This window comes from Nocardioides immobilis, from assembly GCF_003515065.1.
GTDB lineage: Bacteria > Actinomycetota > Actinomycetes > Propionibacteriales > Nocardioidaceae > Nocardioides > Nocardioides immobilis.
Genome location: NZ_QXGH01000011.1, coordinates 64,111 through 83,475, shown reverse-complemented (window position 1 = coordinate 83,475; position 19,365 = coordinate 64,111). Strand labels below are relative to the sequence as shown.

Below are 19,365 nucleotides of genomic sequence, written 5' to 3'. Positions count from 1 at the left end.
CGGGTGCCCACATGCAGGACGAGTGTCGGCATCAGGTCACATTATCGCTTCGCCGACTTGACCAGGGCAGCAGGCGACCGCGTAGCCTCGACGCCGTGCGCCTTCCTCGGATCATGATTGTCCTTGCCGCTGTCCTCGCGCTCGTCGTTGGCTGCTCGAGCTCCGACAATGACGACCCCGACGCAGCGGCATCGAGCAGTTCGCCAACGGAGTCCGACGGCGACGAACCCTCGGATCCGGATCCAACTGGCAAGCAGTCCGGAGACGTGCAGTTCCGCCCCATGATCGCGGCCCGTCCCGCCGACGCCGGTGCGCCAGCGGACACCCCCAAGAAGCTCCGCCGGAACTTCGCCGCCACCGACTGCACAGAGGACCCAAGGCCCGCCAAGGCGAAGAAGACGACCGTGGCCTGCGGCATCGGAGACACGAAGTACCTTCTCGATCCAGCGGTGGTCGTGAACAGCCTGACCTCTGCGCAAGCCGTCGAGTTCCGGGGCGAATGGGTCGTCGCCGTGATCGTCTCCTCGGAAGCTCAACAAGCCTTCGAGACCTTGGCCGAGTCCGCCGATAACCCGCCCCTCATCGCTATCGAGCAGGGCGGCACCGTCCTGCAAGTGCGGGGGATCGCGCAATTGGCCGACAAGGGCCGAACCAGCATCGACGGTGACTTCGACGAACGAGAGGCCGCGGAAATCGCGGAGCTACTTGGCGCAACCATCGACTCCTGAGCGGTGTGGTTTGATCGCTCGGGTTTCCCGGGTTGCTGCCGTCGACTGAGATCTGGCCGGCCTCTTGCGCCGCAGGACGCCGCTGTACTGGAGAATCGCTCAGCTGAGACCTCACGGCGCGAGGCCACGCACCTGCTTCACCGGCGGTACGTCGTCGGGGGGAACGAACCCGGCTTCCTCAGCGGTAACTCGGAGGGTCGGATAGACCTCGTCCAGTGCCGCCGCGCGGGTGGCGGCGTCGGCGCTCGTGCGGCGCGCCCGGGCCTCAGCCGCCGTCCTCACCACGCTCGCAACCGTCCGGCCGTCGTCCACGACCTCGACGACGCCGAACTGGTCCTCCTCCATGGTGCGGAGCAGCCGGGGGAGGGCCCTGCCGACGGGCACCCGCTCCACGCGAGGCAGGGTGATCCGGAACGTCGCCTCGCTCCTGCTCGCCGGAGCGATGGGCATCCGTACTCGTGGTTCCGCCGTATACGCCGCACGGACCAGCCGGAGCTCGAGATCGTCGTCGGACAGCACCAGCCGGCGGTCCTCGGTCAGCCGACCCCACTCGGCGGTCAGGGTCACGACGAGGTCGGGCACCGCGCCGGCGAGAAAGGCATCGACGACGAGCCGGACCGACTCGTAGGTCTGGCCGGTCACCGGGAGCACGACCTCGAGGTAAGGCACCTCGTACGAGCGTCCCAACTGGTGCCGGTGACCGCGGAACTCCGGGACCTTCTGCATGATGAACGGCTTGTTGTAGCGGTTGACGTCGTCGGCGGCGCGTCGCACACCCGACTCGCCCAGGTGCAGGCACCGGGCGTCGGGATCCGGGATGAAGACGGCACCTGCCTCGCGCAGCCGGTACCCCAGCACGATGTCCTCGCCCAGGACCAGGTCGACCGGCATCCCGGCCGAGTCCTCGTAGAGCGCGCGGGAGACCGACCCTGACATCCCGACGTGCATCCGCATGGCGCGGGCACCGGCCTCGGCGAGCCCGGCGGTCTCCGACTCGACGTCCTCCGCCCAGTGGTGGTGGACCTCCCCCCGGGCGAGCTCGACCGGGTCCGCGCCGTCGGCGATCGTCCGCCTGAGCTCGGCGGGGGACAGGTGGTCCAGTGCGTTGTCCGCGGCGAAGAACTTCCGGCCGAGGATCACGGCGTAGTCGACGAGGTGGTGCCAGCGCAAGTGTGCCTCGACCTCGTGCCGGACCGGCACCACGTCGGAGTCCAGCCAGTGGAGGACATCACCCTCGCTGCGGTCGACTCCCAGCTGGCAGGCGGCCGCCCGACCCCATCCGGTGGACAGGAGCTCGACCCGGCTGTGCTCGGGACGGACCTCGGGGAGCGAGACCGGCGGTGTCGAGCCGTCGTCGACGACGACCACCTCGAGCAGGTGGGCGGGGTAGGTCTGCGCGGCCAGCGCGGCCAGGACCCGGTCGAGGTGCACGGGATCATGGGCGGGGACCACGACGGTGACGCTCAGGTCGGGTACCCAGCGGCCGAGCTCCGCGGGTGCGAGGGTCCGCCAGTCGTTGGCGCGGACCCGCGGCTGGTCCGGTCCGGGACGGGTCACGGGGGGCCGCCCTTCGGCGCGTCGGCAGGGTCGTACGTCAGCAACCGGCTGGGGCTGAACCCGGGCCACCGGTCGGTCACCCGGCTGGGGTCAAGGAAGTAGTCGAGGCCGGGGTCCCAGGTATGACCCTGGCGGGACCGTCGGTAGGTGTAACCCAGGCCGTGGGTGCGGTAGACGGTGCCGCCCACCGCATGGGTGGCGGCGAGCAGCTGGGCGTCGACGAACCGGGTGACCGGGCGGAAGCCGCCCACGGCGGTGAGGAAGCTGCGTTCCAGGAGCATCGTTCCTCCTGCGACGAACTTCGCCGGCCGCTCGGAGTCGTCGTGCCGGCGGAGGGTGGTGTCGAGCTCCTCCAGGTAGACGAAGTCCGGGGTCATGCCGACCAGGTCCGCGCCCGAGTAGTGGCGGGCCCACAGCAGGTCGCTGAGGAAGTCGGGGCCGTACCAGTCGTCGTCGTCCATCTTGACCAGCAGGTCGTGCCCCGCGGCGCGGACCCCGGCGTTGAGCACGTCACCGAAGGGCAGGGACTCCGGCACCTCGACCACGACGACGGACTTGCCGGGGAGCCGGCTCCGGACCAGCCCCTCGTCGACGGTGAAGCCGTGGCAGACCAGGACCAGCTCGGCGTCCACTCCTCGTTGCCGTGCCACCTGCCTCAGCGCGAAGTCCAGCTGCTGCGGCCGTTTCGTGGCCAGGACCACGCTCACCTGGGGAAGCAGCCCCGCCGCGGATCCGGCCGACCGCGAAATGCGGTGCAGCCACGCCAGCGTGGAGTGCGTGGCCAGCGCGGCTCGCCGCAGCCGGACGCTGTGCTCCTCGCGGGGGAGCGGGAGGTCGAGGTCGACATCCAACGACAACAGCTGCGTGAGTGCTGGCCCGAGCAGGTCCGCCGCGGCCGGGGGAACCGCGTCGCCCACCAGGGGGACGCCTGCGATCGCCAGGCCGGCGACCACCCGGGCCGTCTCCGGCGCCACGACCGGCGACCACCGGACCCGTACGCCGCGCCGGGCGCGCAGCGCGCGGACGACGGCGGCGGTGGTGCCGCGCGCCGCGTCCAGGTCGATCGCCAGGTCGGCCCCGCGCAAGGTGAGCCCCGTGCCGTCGTGGCCGAGGTCGACGGGGCCACCTACCGTGTCCCGGAGGAAACCCGCCGGGTTGAGGACTCCTTCGTCGAGAGGTGGCGGACCGAGGTCCACCTCGGCGACCACCAGCGGTCGACGTCCGATGACAGGCTGGAGGGGAAGCGCCTCGAGCGGCCTGTCGGTCACCACCACGTCCGGTGGCACCGCCAGAGTCGGGTCGGCGACCTCTGTGGCGTCGACCGACACCAGCAGGGCGGTGTCGGCCGGGGCGAAGGCGCGGGGAGTCGCGGCGGCGGTGGCCATCACCAGCCCGGACGGGTTGCCCCGTCGCCGGGTGCCGCCGGCTCGCGCCAGCTCGTCGAGGACCGCCTTCGCCGCCACGGGGCGGGAGAATCGGAACGAGGTCAGGGCCGAGCCCGTGGGCAGCGCTCGGGCGGACGTCGACGCCAGCGGGGGCCACTCGGCCCGGACCGCTGCGAGGAGCGGGCCCTCGGCCTCTGCCAGCCAGCAGGCGACCGTGCGCGTCCGGCCCAGGCCGGGCAGCAAGGGGACGGCCCTCCGGAGGGACGCGACGTCTGCGACGGTGAGCAGCACCGTCGACCATCGGCGGGTGGGGGCGGGGACCTCGGTCGCGACCTCGGCCGCGATCACGCCCTCCCCAGCCAGTGCGGTGGCGACCCCTGCGGTCGAGGCGTCGTGCAGCACGAGAACCTCGGCACCGCCCTGGCCGACGAGCCTTCGAAGTGCCTGGTCGGGGCCGGGCCGGTCGTTGGGCGGCGTCACGGAGCCTGCAGGTAGTGGGCCAGCGCCGTGAGCGCCTCCTCGGACTCGAAACCTGTCCCGCGCAGTCGCTCGAGACTCAGCACGCTGGAACGCGGTCGGGGTGCGAGGGCGCGACCGGCGGCATACTCGTCCGTCGTCACCGGGGTCACGTCGTCCTCGTCCCGGCCCGACAGCCGGAAGACGGCCCGGGCCAGGTCGGCCCAGCTGGTCGGCTCGCCACCGTTGGTCACGTTGTAGGTCCCGGAGGGGGCGCCCTTGTCGAGCAGGTGGCGGGTGGCCCTCGCGAGCTCGGTGGTGAAGGTGAGCCGGCCGACCTGGTCGTCGACCACCGTCGGCGATACCCCACGCTCGGCGAGGGAGCGCATGGTGCGCACGAAGTTGGGACCGTCGCCCACCACCCACGAGGTGCGGATGAGGTAGTGATGAGGCGTGCCCGACACCGCGAGGTCGCCCGCCGCCTTCGTCTGCCCGTAGACGCCGAGCGGAGCCATCGGGTGGTCCTCCGAGAACTCGTCGGCGCTGCCATCGAAGACATAGTCGGAGGAGTAGTGCACGAGCGTGGCGCCGTGCTCCGTGGCCGCGCGCGCGAGGCGCGCTGGTCCCTGCCCGTTGACCTGCCAGGCCTGGATCCGACCCTCAGCCGTCTCGGCGACGTCCACCGCCGTGTAGGCGGCTGCGTTGAGGATCACGGAGTAGTCCCGCCACGGCCAGGCGGCCACCGCGTCAGCATCGCCCAGGTCGAGCTCGCCGCGGGTGACCCCGTGCGCATCGGGGAACTCCTCCATCAGCGCGCGGCCGAGCTGACCGTTCGCGCCCAGCACGATGATCCGCCGGGCCTCCATCGGGACCACCTCACCCAGGCCGGGGTTGCCGCGGTCCTTGTCGGACACCTCGGCCTCATCGAGCGGGATCGGCCAGGGGATCGCGAGTAGGGCGTCACCGAGATTGACGGCCGGGTAGCTGGCGCCAGCTCGCCAGTGCTCGTTGACCAGGTAGGTGTAGGCGGTGTCGTCCTGCAGAGCCTGGTAGGAGTTCCCCACCCCTCGCGGTACGAAGACTGCGATGCCGGGGTCGATCTCGATGTGGAAGCTGGTGCCGAACGAGTCACCGGGGCGCAGGTCGACCCACGCGGCAAAGACCGAGCCCGTGGCCACCGAGACGAACTTGTCCCACGGCTCGGCGTGGATGCCACGCGTGACCCCTCGCCGGGAGTTGAATGCGATGTTGTTCTGCACGGGCCCGAAGTCCGGCAGGCCCAGCTGCAGCATCTTCTCCCGTTGCCAGTTCTCCTTGAACCAGCCCCGGTCGTCGGCGTGGACCGGCAGCCGCACGACCAACAGGCCGGGGATCGGGGTCGGTTCCAACCCGAGGGTTCCCGACATCACTGCCCCTTGGCGGCGTACGTGGCCTCCACGGCGTGCTTAGCTGGGCGCCACCAGTCCTCGTGGTCGCGGTACCACTCGATCGTGCGTGCGAGCCCCTCCTCGAAGCTCGGGTACTTCGGCGCCCAGCCGAGCTCGGTGCGCAACTTCGTCGAGTCGATGGCGTAGCGCAGATCATGCCCGGCGCGGTCGGCGACGTGGTCGAAGTCGTCCTCCGCGCGACCGAAGTGCTTGAGGATCATGCGCACCACCTCGAGGTTGTTCCGCTCGCCGTCGGCGCCCACCAGGTAGGTCTCCCCGACGCGGCCGTGGTTGAGGATCCTCCACACCGCAGAGGAGTGGTCGTCGGCGTGGATCCAGTCGCGAACGTTGAGGCCGGCCCCGTACAGCTTCGGCCTTCCACCGGCGATGACGTTGGTGATCTGGCGAGGGATGAACTTCTCGATGTGCTGCCAGGGGCCGTAGTTGTTGGAGCAGTTCGAGATGGTCGCCCGGACCCCGAAGCTCCGCACCCAGGCGCGCACCAGGTGGTCACTGCCCGCCTTGGACGCGGAGTAGGGGCTGCTCGGGTTGTAGGGGGTGGATTCTGTGAACCGACCCGGGTCGTCGAGCTCCAGGTCGCCGTAGACCTCGTCGGTGGACACGTGGTGCAGGCGCGTCCCGGCCTTCCGGACAGCCTCGAGCAGGGAGAAGGTGCCGACGAGATTGGTCCGCACGAACGGGCTCGGGTCATTGAGGGAGTTGTCGTTGTGCGACTCAGCTGCGAAGTGGACTGTGGCGTCATGGGCCGCCACGAGTGGCTCGACCATCGCCGCGTCCGCGACGTCACCGACCACGAGCTGGACCCGGTCCGCAGGCAAGGGCTCGAGCGCCGCCCGGCTCGCGGCGTAGGTGAGCTTGTCCAGCACGGTCACGGTCGCTTCGGTGTGCTCGACCAGGTGGTGTACGAAATTGGATCCGATGAAACCGGCGCCTCCGGTCACGAGCACGCGATGCATGACGACCACCCTAGTTGGCTAAGGTGCGTTCTCATGCGCGGGATCATTCTGGCAGGGGGGACCGGCTCTCGGCTGCATCCCATCACCCTCGGCATCAGCAAGCAGCTCGTCCCCGTCTACGACAAGCCGATGATCTACTACCCGCTCTCGACGCTGATGCTGGCCGGTGTCCGGGAGTTCCTGGTCATCACCACCCCTCACGAGGCGGAGCCCTTCGCCCGCCTGCTCGGTGACGGGTCGGCGTTGGGCATCTCGATCACCTACGCGGTGCAGCCAAGTCCCGACGGCCTCGCTCAGGCCTTCATCATCGGCGAGGACCACATCGGGTCCACGAGCGCCGCCCTGATCTTGGGCGACAACATCTTCTACGGAGCCGGCCTCGGCGAGACGCTGACCCGGTTCGAGGACGTGGACGGTGCAGCTGTGTTCGGCTACCGGGTGGCCGACCCCACGTCGTACGGCGTGGTGGAGTTCGACCACGAGGGTCGTGCGATCTCGCTCGAGGAGAAGCCGGCCGAGCCGAGGAGCAACTACGCTGTCCCGGGTCTCTACTTCTACGACAACGACGTGGTTGCCCGAGCGAAGTCGCTCCGGCCGTCGGCCCGGGGCGAGCTCGAGATCACCGACCTCAATCGCCTGTACATGGAGGAGCGCCGGCTCCAGGTGGAGGTGCTTCCGCGCGGGTGTGCCTGGCTCGACACGGGGACCTTCGACGACATGAACGACGCGAGCAATTTCGTCCGGACGATCGAGCACCGGCAGGGCACCAAGATCGGCGCGCCCGAGGAAGTGGCCTGGCGGATGGGCTTCATCGACGACGACCAACTGGCCGACCGGGCGAGGTCGCTGCTCAAGAGCGGATACGGGGCCTACCTGCTGGACCTGCTGAACCACGGGTGAGTTTGTCCGGCGCCTACTGGGTCCGGGTGAACGCGTCCATGAGCCACGAGAGCTCGGCGGCAGGTACCGCCGTCGGTTCCAGGTCGAAGCGGGCCATGCGTCCGCGTGTCTCCTGTGGCGTGACCAGGCGCTCCACGACGTGGTACGACGGACGGTCGCCGTAGTCGTCGAAGTACACCGCGGTCGGTCGAGACGCGCGGAACAGCACGGTGAGCAGGCAGGCGACCCGGAAGCGACCGTCAACGAGGACGACGTCAGGGTGCTGGAAGTCAGCCCGATCCCAGACCGAGAGCGGGTAGTGGTGGAAGCGGGACCACTGGCTGTCGTCGCGGGGGTATCCCCACGGGCCGGTTGGTCCGATGTCGACGTGGTGCAGGTGGACGGGGGACGTCGGCGGGTGGGCGGCGAAATACGCGGCCAGGGACTCGGCCCACTCCGGGTCGCTCTCGACCGCGAAGATCGTCTTGCCGGGCATGTCGGCCGCCAAGCAGGTCGACCCGCCCGAACCGTACTCGAGGATGGTCTCGGCGGCGTGGTAGGCGTCGCGGATCCAGGTGGCCTCCGCGGGTGGCATGGTGAGCTCGGGGGCGGTCACGCACCGAGCCTACGGTCGCGGGCCCAACCTGCAGGAGCGCTCGCGGCCCGGACAGCGCCTAACCTGACCGGCATGAAGGTACTGGTCACCGGCGGCGCCGGCTACGTCGGTTCGACCACGGCGAAGGCGCTCGAGGAGGCCGGTCACACGCCAGTCATCCTGGACTCCCTGCTCACAGGCCCCCTGGTGTTCGTGAAGGACCGGATCTTCTATCAGGGCGACATCGCCGACCGCGCCCTGGTGCGCCGGGTCGTGGAGGAGCACCCGGACATCGAGGCCACCATCCACATGGCGGCCCGGGTCATCGTGCCGGAGTCGGTGGATCAGCCCTACGAGTACTACCGCGACAACGTCTCCAAGTCGCTCGACCTCTTCGACGAGTTGGAGAGGCTCGGCAAGCCGCGGGTGCTATTCTCCTCCTCGGCGTCGCTCTACGCCCTCAAGGACGAGTTCGAGGTCGTCGAGTCCGACCCGCTCGACCCGGGATCGCCGTACGCCCGCACCAAGTGGATGACGGAGATGGCGCTCGAGGACATCGCGGCCGCGACCAGCCTGCGGGCGATCATCCTGCGCTACTTCAACCCGATCGGCTCCGACCCGGACCTCGAGTCCGGCATCTACGTCAGGGAGCCGTCGCACGTGCTCGGCCAGCTCGTCGCGGCCGCGCGCGGGCTGAAGGACTCGTTCACCATCACCGGCGTCGACCACCCGACTCGTGACGGCACCGGCATCCGCGACTACGTGCACGTCTGGGACCTAGCGCAGGCCCACGTGCGCGCCGTCGAGAAGTTCGACGAGGTCCTGGCCGCCGTCGGTGCGGCGAGCACGATCATCAATGTCGGCACCGGCTCCGGCGTGACCGTGCGCGAGTTGGTCGCGTCGTTCGAGAAGGTCTTCGGGTCGTCGGTGCCGGTGGCCGAGGCGCCGCCACGGCCGGGCGACGCGGTGGGTGCCTTCGCCAACGTCGACCGGTCAGCCCGGCTGCTCGGGTGGCGGGCGTCGTCCACGCTCGACGACGCGATCGCCTCCGCGCTCGCGTGGGGGGAGAAGCGCAAGGAGATCCTTGGCTACGAGTGAGGAGACATGACTGCGATGACGGAGGCGTACACGGACGGCGCTTGCGAGCGCAACCCGGGCGGCCGGGGCGGGTGGGGCTGGGTGGTGGACGAGAACACCTTCGGCCTCGGCGGAGACCCGTCCACCACCAACCAGCGGATGGAGATCCGCGCCGCGCTGGAGGCGGTCCGCGCACTTCCGCGGCCGCTGACCGTGTGGTCGGACTCGAAGTACGTCGTGGACTGCTTCGAGAAGGAGTGGTGGCGCAAGTGGCAGGCCAACGGCTGGAAGAACGCCAAGAAGGAGCCCGTCGCCAACCGGGACCTCTGGGAGCCGCTGGTCGAGCTGATGACGCCGAGCGTGCAGTTCCGGTGGGTGAAGGGCCACTCCGGAGTCGACCTCAACGAGGTGGCGGACCGGCTGGCGAATGCGGGGATGCTCGGTGACGTCCTGAGCGCACCGCTGGATCTCGCCGCGACGGTCAAGGCAGCCACGTCCGCAGCTGGGCGGCGGTTCGTGGTGACGGCGAAGTGGACCGCCCGGTGCAAGGCCTGCGGCGACTCCTACTCGGTGGGCGCGAACGTCACGAAGAACGAGCTGGGCTGGGTCCACGCCGCGTGCGGCGGGTGAGATGGCCGGCCTGGGACCTCGGTCAGCTGACGGGGACGCCGGCCTTCGCCGCGGCTGAGTCGGCGCTCCACACCGAGACGCAGGGGATCTTCTCCTGGTCGCAGCGGTCGGCGTACTTCTTGGTGATCTCGGTGACCTCCTCCATCAGGCCCTCGCTGAGGGTGATGGGGGTGAGGCCGAGGTGCAGGAAGCGCTGGTTCGCGACGTGCAGATCGTTCTCGTCGGCCTCGTTGCGCGGGTTCGGCATGAGGGCGACCTCGACGCCGGTGCGGTCGGAGATCATCTTCGCCAGGTCGCGGACCCGGTGAGTCTCGGTCATCTGGTTGAAGACCGACACCCGGTCACCCTTGGCCGGCGGGTTCTCGATCGCCAGCTGGATGCACTTGACGGAGTCCTGGATGTGGATGAATGCGCGGGTCTGGCCACCGGTGCCGTGGACCGTCAGCGGGTAGCCGATGGCCGCCTGCATGAGGAACCGGTTGAGGACGGTGCCGTAGTCGCCGTCGTAGTCGAAGCGGTTGATGAGCCGCTCGTCGAGACGGGTCTCCTTCGTCTGGGTGCCCCACACGATGCCCTGGTGCAGGTCGGTCGCCCGGACCTTGTCGTTCTTCGCGTAGTAGGCGAAGAGGAGCTGGTCCTGGGTCTTCGTCATGTGGTAGATCGAGCCCGGGTTGGCGGGGTACAGGATCTCTTGCTCCACCAGGCCGTTCTCGCCGGCGTCGACCTGGACCTTGAGGTAGCCCTCGGGGATCTCCATGCCGGCGGTGCCATAGCCGTAGACGCCCATGGTGCCGAGGTGCACGACGTGGATGTCGAGACCCGACTCCACGACGGCGGCCAGCAGGTTGTTGGTCGCGTTGAGGTTGTTGCTCACCGTGTAGCGCTTGTGACGGCTGGACTTCATCGAGTACGGCGCTGCCCGCTGCTCGGCGAAGTGCACGACTGCCTCGGGCCGCCAGTCCTCGAGCAGGTCGAGCAGGCGCTGGTAGTTGACCGCCACGTCGATGTCGTGGAACGCGATGTCCTTGCCGGACACCTCCTTCCACGCGCGGAGTCGTTCTCCCATGGGGCGGATCGGCGTGAGCGAGGAGACCTCGAGCTCGATGTCGATCTTGCGACGAGACAGGTTGTCGACGATTGCGACCTCATGGCCCAGAGCTGAGAGATGCAGAGCCGTCGGCCAGCCGCAGAACCCGTCCCCCCCAAGGATCAGTACCCGCATTGCATGTCCTCCATTGTCAATCACTGGATGGGCTGTGGTGGTTGCAGCTTCTCGCTGTCCCGGAGCGCGACCATTCTGTGCCCCAGGCTTCGCCTTCTCGTCCTCACCTGAGTTGATCGCGCGCGTGCACGTCGCGACCCGATGCTGGTGTAGCCGCGGTCGTAGAACTCGTTGTGGGGCACCGAGAGTGGGGTGGACGTCGCTCGTCCCGGAGCGGATCAGGCCGTCGATGCTAGCATCGCGGCGCCGTCGACGACTGCAGATCGCGGCGCCGTCGATCACTGCAGAGGGAGGGGCTGCCGATGAGGTCGATCCGGCTCCGCCGGCGCCCGGGTCCCGGGCTCGCTCAGTCCCCGGTCGGACTCTTCGGCGACGCCGACGTCAACAACGCGAGCGATCTGACGCTCCCGCGTGACCTCCTGCCCGTGGGTCACCGACACCGCGCCGAGCGGCCCCTTCTCGCGCGGCGGCTGCGGGCGGTCACCCATCCCCGGTTCTACGCCGCCCAGGTCGGTGAGGCGACACTTGCCGACGACGTCGAGGGCGCGATGTCCCACTTCGTCTCCTCTGGCATGCGGGACGGCGCGCGGATCAGCGGGCTGTTCAACGTTGAGATCTACGAGGAGCGGCTCGCTGAGCGGGGTCTGAAGATCGAGCCCGGAATCGATCCGTTCCTCCACTGGGTGTCGGTCGGCTGGGACGAGCGGGTCGCGCCTACGGTGCTGTTCGACGAGGAGTTCTACCTCGGGCGTCACCCCGACCTGGCCGGCGGGCCGGAATGGGGATTCGCTCAGTACGTGCGGGCGGGTTGCTACGCCCCCGGGCGGTCGCCGACGCCGTTCGGTCCCAACTACGGCGGGGTCCCGGCGCCTGACGCGCGAGAGCGCCAGGACCCGCCGCTGGTCGCGGGGCTGCTGCACCGCGCCTCCAACTACGACCTGACCCGGACCAGCTGGCTAGAGGAGGGCGTCGCCGCTGGCACGGCGAAGCTCGCGGCACTGGGATCCGACCGCATGCGCGAGCTGGTGGAGAAGGCGGCCGCGATCGAGCCGCTGATCGCCGAGACGCCGCGGGAGCGATGGGTGAGCTGGCCTCCGCACACGCACCTCATGGTGATGCCGACCGCCCGTGCGGAGGAGGTACGACGCGGGCTCGGGCTGGCCCGCGCCGACACCGTCGTCGTGGTGCCCGGCGGCCGCGCGGTGGGCGCCGGGCTGGACGCCGCCGTGTCCACGCTCCGCACCCTCGAGCCCGCTGCCACGGTCCTGGTCGTGACGACTGACGACCCGGTGCGGCCGGACCTCGACGACAGCGCGGTCGTGGTCGACCTGAGTGTGCCGTGGACGGGATTCACCGAGCACCGCCGGCTACTCGGACTGCTCGACCTCGTCCGCGGCGTGCGCCCGCGCCGCGTCGTGGTGGCGAGGAGCGAGCTCGGCTGGCAGCTGCTGTCGTCGTACGGCACGACGCTGCGGCACGAGATGTCGCTGGCCGCGGTGCTCGCCGGCGGCGCGGCCGACACCGCTTCGTTCGAGGACTTCCAGGGGTGCTTCGACCGCCTCGACTGGGTGGCCACCGACACCGACGCCTACCGCGACGATCTCATCGCGCGCTATCTGTTGCCCGCGGCCGGGCAGGCCCGGGTGCTGGGTCTGAGCGACCTCGCGGCGGGCTCGCTGAAGACGGTCGTGGACTGGGAGCGGGATCGCCGTGCCTGACGTAGCCGCGATCCTCACCGCGCATGCCGAGGGAGTGATGGCCGGGCTGTCGCTCCGCAGCCTCCTCGACGCCGTCGAAGTCGCGCGTGCCGGGGGCATCGACGTCGAGATGCTCGTCGTCCTCGACAACCCGACCGACGCAACCCGCGCGGCCTTCGCCGAGGCCGACCAGCACGGCGTCACGGTCGCCGAGGTGTCCTACGCCGACCAGGGCAAGGTCCGCAACCACGCGGTCGGGCTGGTTGCCGCCGGTCACATCGCGTTCCTCGACGGCGACGACCTCTGGAGCGAGAACTGGCTCGCGGACGCCTATCGGCTCTGCGCCGGGGACGACCAGATGATCGGGCATCCGGAGCTCAACTGGTTCTTCGGGAACCAGCAGAACCTCTACTTCCTGCCCGACCAGACCGACCCCGAGTTCGACCCGGCCCTGCTGCGCATCGCCAACCCGTGGGACGCGCTCTGCTTCGCGCCCCGGAAGGCATACGTCGAGCACCCGTTCGCGGCGCGGGCGGTGGCCGACGGCTACGCCTACGAGGACTGGCACTGGATGCTCGAGACCTACCTCGCCGGCTACGTCCACCGGGTGGTCCCGGAGACCATCCACTTCAAGCGTCGGCGGGAGGGCTCGCAGTACGTCCAGGCGCGCGCCCGGAGCGTGCTCACCCGGCCGAGCGACCTGCTCGACTTCGCGTGGTGGCAGGAGCGCGACCGGACGGTGTGACCGACCCGATGCGGAGTGGTGTCCTCTCGAGTCGGATAACGACGGTACTGCCGGGTAACGTCGTTGCTGTGGCGTCCCCATGACGCCATCTGCCGTTCCAGGTCCGTGCCCTACTCGGAGGAGTCGAACGTCTTGCTCTACATCGTGATCGCCATGCTGGTCTGCCTGGCCGTCGCCGGCCTGGTCGTCGCCTACGTCGCCTACCCCCACCGCGGGGAGACGATGCCCGCCGTCCCGTGGCTCGGCGAGGCGCTCGGCAAGGCTGCCGACGCCGCCCCCGTGATCGACGAGGAAGAGGCAGACCTCCTGCGCAGCAGGTCCTGACGTCCCTGCGAGGATGAGCCCCATGCTGAGCGACCTCATGCTCTACCTCGTCATCGGCCTTGCGCTCCTCCTGGTCGTCGCCGTCGTCGGCGTCGTCCTGGTCGTCGGCCGCGGCCGCAGGTCCCGCCCTGTCGAGGCGCCGCGCACCACGCCCGGCGAAGTGCTGGCTCCGCCGGCCACCCCCGAGACAGAGGTCGCCGAGCCGGAGGCCGAGCCCGAGGTCGCCGTACCGACGCTCGAGGTCCCGGAGCGGCCCGCGTCACGACTGGTCCGGCTGCGCCAGCGGCTCGCCGGCTCCGGCACGCTCGGCCGTGGCCTGCTGGGCCTGCTCAGCCGTGACCAGCTCGACGAGGACACCTGGGAGGCGATCGAGGACCTGCTCCTCGGCGCCGACATCGGCGTCCAGCCGACGCAGGAGCTGGTCGAGCGGCTGCGCACCCGGATGCGGGTCGAGGGCGGAGGCGCCGCCGACGCCCGCACGGTGCTCCGCGAGGAGCTGATCACGCTGGTCGACCCGTCGATGGACCGGGGGCTGCAGGTCAGCGGCGCCGACGGCAACCCGGGCGTGGTTCTCGTGGTCGGGGTCAACGGCACCGGCAAGACCACGACCGTCGGCAAGATCGCCCGGATCCTCGTCGCCGAGGACCGCACGGTGCTGCTCGCCGCTGCCGACACCTTCCGAGCGGCCGCGGCGGACCAGCTCAGCACCTGGGGTGAGCGGGTCGGCGTCGAGGTCATCCGCGGTCCCGAGGGTGGCGACCCGGCCAGTGTCGCGTTCGACGCGGTCAAGGACGGCGTCGACCGGGGCATCGACACCGTGGTCGTCGACACCGCCGGCCGGCTGCAGAACAAGCAGGGCCTGATGGACGAGCTCGGCAAGGTGAAGCGGGTCATCGAGAAGCAGGCTCCGGTCACCGAGGTGCTGCTCGTGCTCGACGCCACCACCGGCCAGAACGGGCTGATCCAGGCGAAGGTCTTCTCCGAGGTCGTCGACGTCACCGGCATCGCCCTGACCAAGCTCGACGGCTCCGCGAAGGGCGGGATCGTCGTCGCCGTACAGCGTCAGCTCGGCGTCCCGGTCAAGCTGGTCGGCCTCGGTGAGGGGCCCGACGACCTGGCGCCGTTCGACGCCGCCGCCTTCGTCGACGCCCTGTTGGGCTGACGGCCGCGCACGAAACGCGCCGGTAACAAACGGGCGGAACTCGTTTCCTGCCTGAAACAACCAGCGGACGGCGGCGAAACCTCCTCCGTCGAAGGTGGGGCAGTCCCACCGACGACGTGCCCCCTGGAGGTTCTGTGGACGGCTACTACACCTGGATGCTGGTGTCGGCCTCGTTCGTGCTGGCCATGACCGTGCCGGCTCTCGCCCTGTTCTACGGCGGCATGAGCCGGTCGAAGTCCGTCCTCAACATGATGATGATGTCGTTCGTCGCCCTGGCGATCGTCGGCATCGTCTACTGCCTGTGGGGCTGGTCGATGACCTACAGCTCGGTGCCGTGGGCCGCGGTCGACGCCGCCGAGCCGGCCAACGAGATCGGCAAGTTCTTCGCCGACCCGTTCGCCCAGTTCGGTCTCTCCGACACCCTGCCCGGCAACTACGTGTTCGTCGCCTTCCAGTTCACGTTCGCGGCGATCACCGCGGCGCTGATCTCGGGTGCGGTGGCGGACCGGTTGAAGTTCTCCGCCTGGGTGGTGTTCGTGCCCGTCTGGGTGACGCTCTCCTACTTCCCGCTGGCGCACATGGTGTGGGGCGGGGGCTTCCTCAGCAACGTCAAGGACGGCCTCGCCGACCTGATCTACTCCGGCGCAGAAGCGGCCGAGGTCGCGCCGATCGACTACGCCGGCGGTACGGTCGTGCACATCAACGCCGGTATGGCCGGCCTGGTTCTCGCGATCCTCCTCGGCCGCCGGCTCGGCTTCGGCAAGGAGCCGATGAAGCCGCACAACCTGACGCTCACCATGATCGGCGCCGGTCTGCTGTGGTTCGGCTGGTTCGGCTTCAACGTCGGCTCGATCGTCTTCGTCACCGGTGACGGTGCCAACGAGGACTGCACGACGGCCGCCAACTGCGGTGACATCGCGCAGTACATGTCGGAGACCGGCCTGGTCTGGCTGAACACCACGCTCGCCACCTGCGCGGCCATGCTCGGCTGGCTCATCATCGAGAAGATCCGGGACGGCAAGGGCACCTCGCTCGGTGCCGCGTCGGGCATCGTGGCCGGCCTCGTGGCCATCACCCCCGCCTGTGGCGCGCTGTCCCCTGTCGGCTCGATGATCCTGGGTGCGGTCGCCGGTGCGGTCTGCGCGATGGCGGTCGGCCTCAAGTACAAGCTGAAGTACGACGACTCGCTCGACGTCGTGGGTGTCCACCTCGTCGGCGGCCTGATCGGCACCATCGGCATCGGCTTCCTCAGCACGTCGACGGGTCTGTTCTACGGCGAGGGCGGCAAGCAGCTCGTCATCCAGGTCGTGGTCGCGCTGTTCGCGATGCTGTGGTCCGGTGTGGCCACGCTGATCATCGGTCTGGCCATCAAGTACACGATCGGCCTCCGCCTCGACCCCGAGGACGAGGTCGAGGGGATCGACTTCGTCGAGCACGGCGAGTCGGCCTACGATCTGAGCACGGGCGGCGGCGCCCGGCGCACCTCGGTCCTCACCTCCACTGGCTCGGAAGGAGCAAGTGCATGAAGCTCGTCACGGCGGTCATCAAGCCGCACAAGTGGGAGGACGTCCGCGAAGCGCTCGAGACGTTCGGCGTCACCGGCATGACCGTCAGTGAGGTCAGCGGCTACGGACGGCAGAAGGGCCACACCGAGGTCTACCGCGGCGCCGAGTACGACATCGCCCTGGTCCCGAAGATCCGCATCGAGATCGTCGTCGACGACGGCGACACCGAGGACATCGTCGGGATCATCACCAAGACCGCGCAGACCGGCCGGATCGGTGACGGCAAGGTCTGGGTCAGCCCGATCGAGACCGTGATCCGGGTCCGCACCGGTGACAAGGACTCGGCAGCGCTCTGAATCCCGCCGAAGTGTCAGGGTTGGTCGCCCGAAGTGTCGAGCTTCGAGGCGCCAACCCTGACACTTCGTGGCGCCGACCCTGACACTTCGTGCGATGACAGCAGCCGACAGAGCGGACCGCACCGACGCGGCGGACGACCTCTGCATCGGTGCGTACGGCGCCGCGGGCGGGCCGGACACGGGCGTGTCCCTGGTGGCGGTCGGTGGCTACGGCAGGGGCGAGCTGGCGCCGTACTCGGACCTCGACGTGGTGCTCGTCGCGGACGACGGCGTTGAGATCGGCGAGCTCGGCCAGCAGGTCTGGTACCCGATCTGGGACTCGGGGGAGAAGCTCGACCACTCGGTGCGGTCGCTCCGCGAGATGCTGGATGCCGCCGCCGAGGACGTGCGCGTCGCGTCGGGCCTGCTCGACGTCCGGCACATCGCCGGCGACCCGAGCCTGACCATCCAGCTGCGCACGAACGTGCTGGCCCACTGGCGCCGCGACGCGCGGCAGCGGCTGCCGGAGCTGCACGAGATGGTGCGCAGCCGGCACCGGCTGATCGGCGAGCTGGCGCACATGTCGGTGCCCGACCTCAAGGAGGCCGAAGGCGGGCTCCGCGACGCGACCGTGCTCAAGAGCCTGATGGCGACCTGGCTGGTCGACATCCCGGCCGCCGACCTGGAGCGGTCCCGGCAACAGCTGCTCGACGTGCGCGACGAGCTGCACGCGATCGCGGGCCGGGCCACCGACCGGATCGCTCCTGAGCACTGGTCGGCGCTGGCCGAGGCGATCGGCGTGGCCGACGACCGCGCCGCGCAACGCCAGGTGCGCGAGCTCGGCCGCCGGCTCACCCACCTGTCACGGCTGGTGTGGCGGCGCGCGGACGACGCGGTCCGCCGTACTCCTGCCGGCAAGCCGCGCCGACCCGAGCTCGAGCGGATCGCGTCCGGCGTCGCGCTGTCGAAGGGCGAGGTCGTGCTCGACCGCGGCGCCCATCCCGGCTCCGACCCCGTGCTGCTGCTGCGCGCGGCCGCGGAGGCGGCCCGCCGCAACGTCGTCCTCGCACCGCCGACCGCGGCCCGCCTCGTGCGCGAGTGCCCGCCGCTTCCCGACCCGTGGCCGGAGGAGGCGCGGCGCGAGCTGGTCCGCCTGCTCGCGGCTGGGCCCGGTCTGCTCGGCGTCTGGGAGACGCTGGAGGAGACCGGCGCGCTGGCCGGGATCCTTCCCGAGTGGGAGCGGATCCGGCTCCTGCCGCACGCGTCGGTGATCCACCGGTTCACCGTCGACCGGCACGTCGTCGAGACCTGCATCGAGGCCTCCGCGCTGATCCGTGAGGTGGCCCGGCCCGACGTCCTCCTGGTCGCGGCGCTGCTCCACGACATCGGCAAGGGCGGCACGGAGGAGCACTGCGCCGTGGGCGAGCCCATCGCCCGCGCGATCGCGACCCGGATGGGCTTCGAGCCGGCGGCGGTCGACCTGATCGCCCATCTGGTGCGCTGGCACCTTTTGCTGGTGACCACGGCGACCACCCGCGACCCGGACGACCCGGCGACCATCGAGCTGCTCACCGACCACGTGCCCACCATCGAGACGCTCGCGTTGCTGTCGGCGCTCACCGAGGCAGACGCGAAGGCGACCTCGGGCAAGGCATGGTCGTCGTGGCGAGCCGGCCTGGTCCGCGAACTGACGCGGCGGGTGCGCGCGGCCCTGGTGCACGGCAGCCTGCCCACGACGGTCGACGTGGAGGAGATCGAGATCCCCGCCGCCGCCCGCGGCGGATCGATCGCCGTCACCGTCGAGCCCGTCCACGACGGCTCCCGGGTCACGACCGTGTCCGAGGACCGGGTCGGTCTGCTCGCCGACTGCGCGGCTGCGTTCGCGCTCCAGCGACTCCGGGTGCGCGCCGCGCGGATCTGGTCGCAGGGGGAGTACGGCGTCTCGGTGTGGGACGTCGCCGACGACCACCTCGACGCGGGGCGGCTGCGCAACATGTTCGACTCGGTCGCGGCCCGCAGGGTCGATCCGGTCTCGCGGCTGGCCCCGCGCACGAACGGCTCCGGACCCGACCTCGCGCCGACGGTCGTCGTACGGCCCGAAGCCAGCGACCAGGCGACCGTGATCGAGGTCCGCGCGGCGGACCGGCTCGGTGTCGTCTACCTGGTCAGCGCAGTGATCGCCGAGCTCGGCATGTCGGTCCGGTCGGCGCACATCTCGACCCTGGGGCCGCAGGCGGTGGACGTCTTCTACGTCCAGGAGCCCGACGGCGAGGCGCTCGCACCCGTGCGGGCGACCGCGGCTGCCGACGCGATCCGGGAGCGGCTCAGTCCGCCGGAGGCTTCGGGGTCGGACGCCTGATCGTCGCGCGCATCGTGACGTGGTCGATCTTGATCGGCAGGTCGTCGTCCTCGGGACGGGGCACGATCTCGCCCTGGATGTCCTTCGACTTGAGGTCGCGGTCGGCCCGGGCGCGGGCCGGGTCGAACACATCGATGAAGTTGCCCATGCCGTCGGCGACGCCGCCGCTGGACGGGGACGGGTTGCGGAGCATCCGGTGCCCGGCCACGACCACGAGGAGGAGCAGCAAGACTCCCGCGGCGCCGAACACGACGTACATCACTTCGCCAGCGTATGCCTGTGGCGGGCACGCTCACACATCACGG

Annotated in this window: 18 protein-coding genes; 11 read left to right on the top strand and 7 right to left on the bottom strand. The window is 70.1% G+C overall.

Annotated elements, in window-relative coordinates:
• Positions 1–95 precede the first annotated feature (95 nt).
• Positions 96–728, top strand: coding sequence for a hypothetical protein (locus D0Z08_RS06085; protein ID WP_147381337.1), 633 nt, complete (start codon positions 96–98; stop codon positions 726–728).
• 111 nt (positions 729–839) lie between these two features.
• Here D0Z08_RS06085 and D0Z08_RS06080 read toward each other — a convergent pair whose 3' ends face one another.
• Genes D0Z08_RS06080 through rfbB form a run of 4 tightly spaced genes read right to left on the bottom strand, consistent with a single transcriptional unit; the run spans position 840 to position 6,530 of the window.
• Complete coding sequence (locus D0Z08_RS06080) at positions 840–2,285, bottom strand: glycosyltransferase family 2 protein (RefSeq protein ID WP_182481184.1); 1,446 nt, start codon at positions 2,283–2,285, stop codon at positions 840–842.
• A complete protein-coding gene (locus tag D0Z08_RS06075) occupies positions 2,282–4,150 on the bottom strand; it encodes a glycosyltransferase family 2 protein (RefSeq protein ID WP_147381336.1) in 1,869 nt (622 codons plus the stop codon). The genes D0Z08_RS06080 and D0Z08_RS06075 overlap by 4 nt, the downstream gene beginning before the upstream one ends.
• Positions 4,147–5,532, bottom strand: a complete 1,386-nt coding sequence (locus D0Z08_RS06070) for a sugar nucleotide-binding protein (RefSeq protein ID WP_118923699.1) — start codon at positions 5,530–5,532, stop codon at positions 4,147–4,149. The genes D0Z08_RS06075 and D0Z08_RS06070 overlap by 4 nt, the downstream gene beginning before the upstream one ends.
• Positions 5,532–6,530 (bottom strand): dTDP-glucose 4,6-dehydratase, encoded by a 999-nt coding sequence (gene rfbB / locus D0Z08_RS06065; RefSeq protein ID WP_118924138.1) that lies wholly within the window; start codon positions 6,528–6,530, stop codon positions 5,532–5,534. The genes D0Z08_RS06070 and rfbB overlap by 1 nt, the downstream gene beginning before the upstream one ends.
• Before the next feature lie 33 nt (positions 6,531–6,563).
• Here rfbB and rfbA point away from each other — a divergent pair, with 33 nt between their 5' ends.
• Positions 6,564–7,430: a glucose-1-phosphate thymidylyltransferase RfbA gene (gene rfbA / locus D0Z08_RS06060; protein ID WP_118923697.1), complete on the top strand. Its 867-nt coding sequence runs from the start codon at positions 6,564–6,566 to the stop codon at positions 7,428–7,430.
• 13 nt (positions 7,431–7,443) lie between these two features.
• Here rfbA and D0Z08_RS06055 read toward each other — a convergent pair whose 3' ends face one another.
• Positions 7,444–8,025 carry an O-methyltransferase gene (locus tag D0Z08_RS06055; protein ID WP_220454079.1) on the bottom strand — a complete coding sequence of 194 codons (582 nt, stop codon included), beginning with the start codon at positions 8,023–8,025 and terminating at the stop codon, positions 7,444–7,446.
• A gap of 72 nt (positions 8,026–8,097) precedes the next feature.
• On the opposite strand from D0Z08_RS06055, the gene galE reads away from it, so the two are divergent.
• Positions 8,098–9,102, top strand: coding sequence for a UDP-glucose 4-epimerase GalE (galE, locus tag D0Z08_RS06050; RefSeq protein ID WP_118923695.1), 1,005 nt, complete (start codon positions 8,098–8,100; stop codon positions 9,100–9,102).
• Between the two features lie 6 nt (positions 9,103–9,108).
• Positions 9,109–9,711: a ribonuclease H family protein gene (locus D0Z08_RS06045; RefSeq protein WP_245993699.1), complete on the top strand. Its 603-nt coding sequence runs from the start codon at positions 9,109–9,111 to the stop codon at positions 9,709–9,711.
• Positions 9,712–9,733: 22 nt separating this feature from the next.
• On the opposite strand, the gene D0Z08_RS06040 is transcribed toward D0Z08_RS06045, so the two are convergent.
• Positions 9,734–10,933 (bottom strand): NAD-dependent epimerase/dehydratase family protein, encoded by a 1,200-nt coding sequence (locus tag D0Z08_RS06040; RefSeq protein ID WP_118923693.1) that lies wholly within the window; start codon positions 10,931–10,933, stop codon positions 9,734–9,736.
• A gap of 302 nt (positions 10,934–11,235) precedes the next feature.
• Here D0Z08_RS06040 and D0Z08_RS06035 point away from each other — a divergent pair, with 302 nt between their 5' ends.
• The 7 genes from D0Z08_RS06035 (at position 11,236) to D0Z08_RS06005 (ending at position 19,060) form a co-directional block, all read left to right on the top strand.
• Positions 11,236–12,651, top strand: coding sequence for a hypothetical protein (locus tag D0Z08_RS06035; protein ID WP_118923691.1), 1,416 nt, complete (start codon positions 11,236–11,238; stop codon positions 12,649–12,651).
• Positions 12,644–13,375 (top strand): glycosyltransferase family 2 protein, encoded by a 732-nt coding sequence (locus tag D0Z08_RS06030; protein ID WP_118923689.1) that lies wholly within the window; start codon positions 12,644–12,646, stop codon positions 13,373–13,375. The genes D0Z08_RS06035 and D0Z08_RS06030 overlap by 8 nt, the downstream gene beginning before the upstream one ends.
• A gap of 132 nt (positions 13,376–13,507) precedes the next feature.
• Positions 13,508–13,699: a hypothetical protein gene (locus D0Z08_RS06025; RefSeq protein WP_147381335.1), complete on the top strand. Its 192-nt coding sequence runs from the start codon at positions 13,508–13,510 to the stop codon at positions 13,697–13,699.
• A 22-nt stretch (positions 13,700–13,721) separates the two neighbouring features.
• Positions 13,722–14,861: a signal recognition particle-docking protein FtsY gene (gene ftsY / locus D0Z08_RS06020; protein ID WP_118923685.1), complete on the top strand. Its 1,140-nt coding sequence runs from the start codon at positions 13,722–13,724 to the stop codon at positions 14,859–14,861.
• 134 nt (positions 14,862–14,995) lie between these two features.
• The gene (locus tag D0Z08_RS06015) at positions 14,996–16,387 is read left to right on the top strand and encodes an ammonium transporter (protein WP_245993698.1); all 1,392 of its coding nucleotides are present in this window, start codon (positions 14,996–14,998) and stop codon (positions 16,385–16,387) included.
• Entirely contained in the window at positions 16,384–16,722 is a 339-nt protein-coding gene (locus tag D0Z08_RS06010; RefSeq protein ID WP_118923683.1) for a P-II family nitrogen regulator, read from the top strand. Before D0Z08_RS06015 ends, D0Z08_RS06010 begins: the two co-directional genes overlap by 4 nt.
• Before the next feature lie 94 nt (positions 16,723–16,816).
• The gene (locus D0Z08_RS06005) at positions 16,817–19,060 is read left to right on the top strand and encodes a [protein-PII] uridylyltransferase (RefSeq protein WP_118923681.1); all 2,244 of its coding nucleotides are present in this window, start codon (positions 16,817–16,819) and stop codon (positions 19,058–19,060) included.
• On the opposite strand, the gene D0Z08_RS06000 is transcribed toward D0Z08_RS06005, so the two are convergent.
• A complete protein-coding gene (locus D0Z08_RS06000) occupies positions 19,026–19,322 on the bottom strand; it encodes a hypothetical protein (RefSeq protein ID WP_118923679.1) in 297 nt (98 codons plus the stop codon). The two genes, D0Z08_RS06005 and D0Z08_RS06000, sit on opposite strands and share 35 nt — an antisense overlap.
• Positions 19,323–19,365 lie beyond the last annotated feature (43 nt).

Excerpts from the sequence above, each read along its gene's own strand:
- D0Z08_RS06070 (WP_118923699.1), bottom strand. The coding sequence starts at position 5,532 with ATGTCGGGAACCCTCGGGTTGGAACCGACCCCGATCCCCGGCCTGTTG.
- rfbB (WP_118924138.1), bottom strand. The coding sequence starts at position 6,530 with ATGCATCGCGTGCTCGTGACCGGAGGCGCCGGTTTCATCGGATCCAAT.
- rfbA (WP_118923697.1), top strand. The coding sequence starts at position 6,564 with ATGCGCGGGATCATTCTGGCAGGGGGGACCGGCTCTCGGCTGCATCCC.
- galE (WP_118923695.1), top strand. The coding sequence starts at position 8,098 with ATGAAGGTACTGGTCACCGGCGGCGCCGGCTACGTCGGTTCGACCACG.
- D0Z08_RS06045 (WP_245993699.1), top strand. The coding sequence starts at position 9,109 with ATGACTGCGATGACGGAGGCGTACACGGACGGCGCTTGCGAGCGCAAC.
- D0Z08_RS06040 (WP_118923693.1), bottom strand. The coding sequence starts at position 10,933 with ATGCGGGTACTGATCCTTGGGGGGGACGGGTTCTGCGGCTGGCCGACG.
- D0Z08_RS06035 (WP_118923691.1), top strand. The coding sequence starts at position 11,236 with ATGAGGTCGATCCGGCTCCGCCGGCGCCCGGGTCCCGGGCTCGCTCAG.
- ftsY (WP_118923685.1), top strand. The coding sequence starts at position 13,722 with ATGCTGAGCGACCTCATGCTCTACCTCGTCATCGGCCTTGCGCTCCTC.
- D0Z08_RS06010 (WP_118923683.1), top strand. The coding sequence starts at position 16,384 with ATGAAGCTCGTCACGGCGGTCATCAAGCCGCACAAGTGGGAGGACGTC.
- D0Z08_RS06005 (WP_118923681.1), top strand. The coding sequence starts at position 16,817 with ATGACAGCAGCCGACAGAGCGGACCGCACCGACGCGGCGGACGACCTC.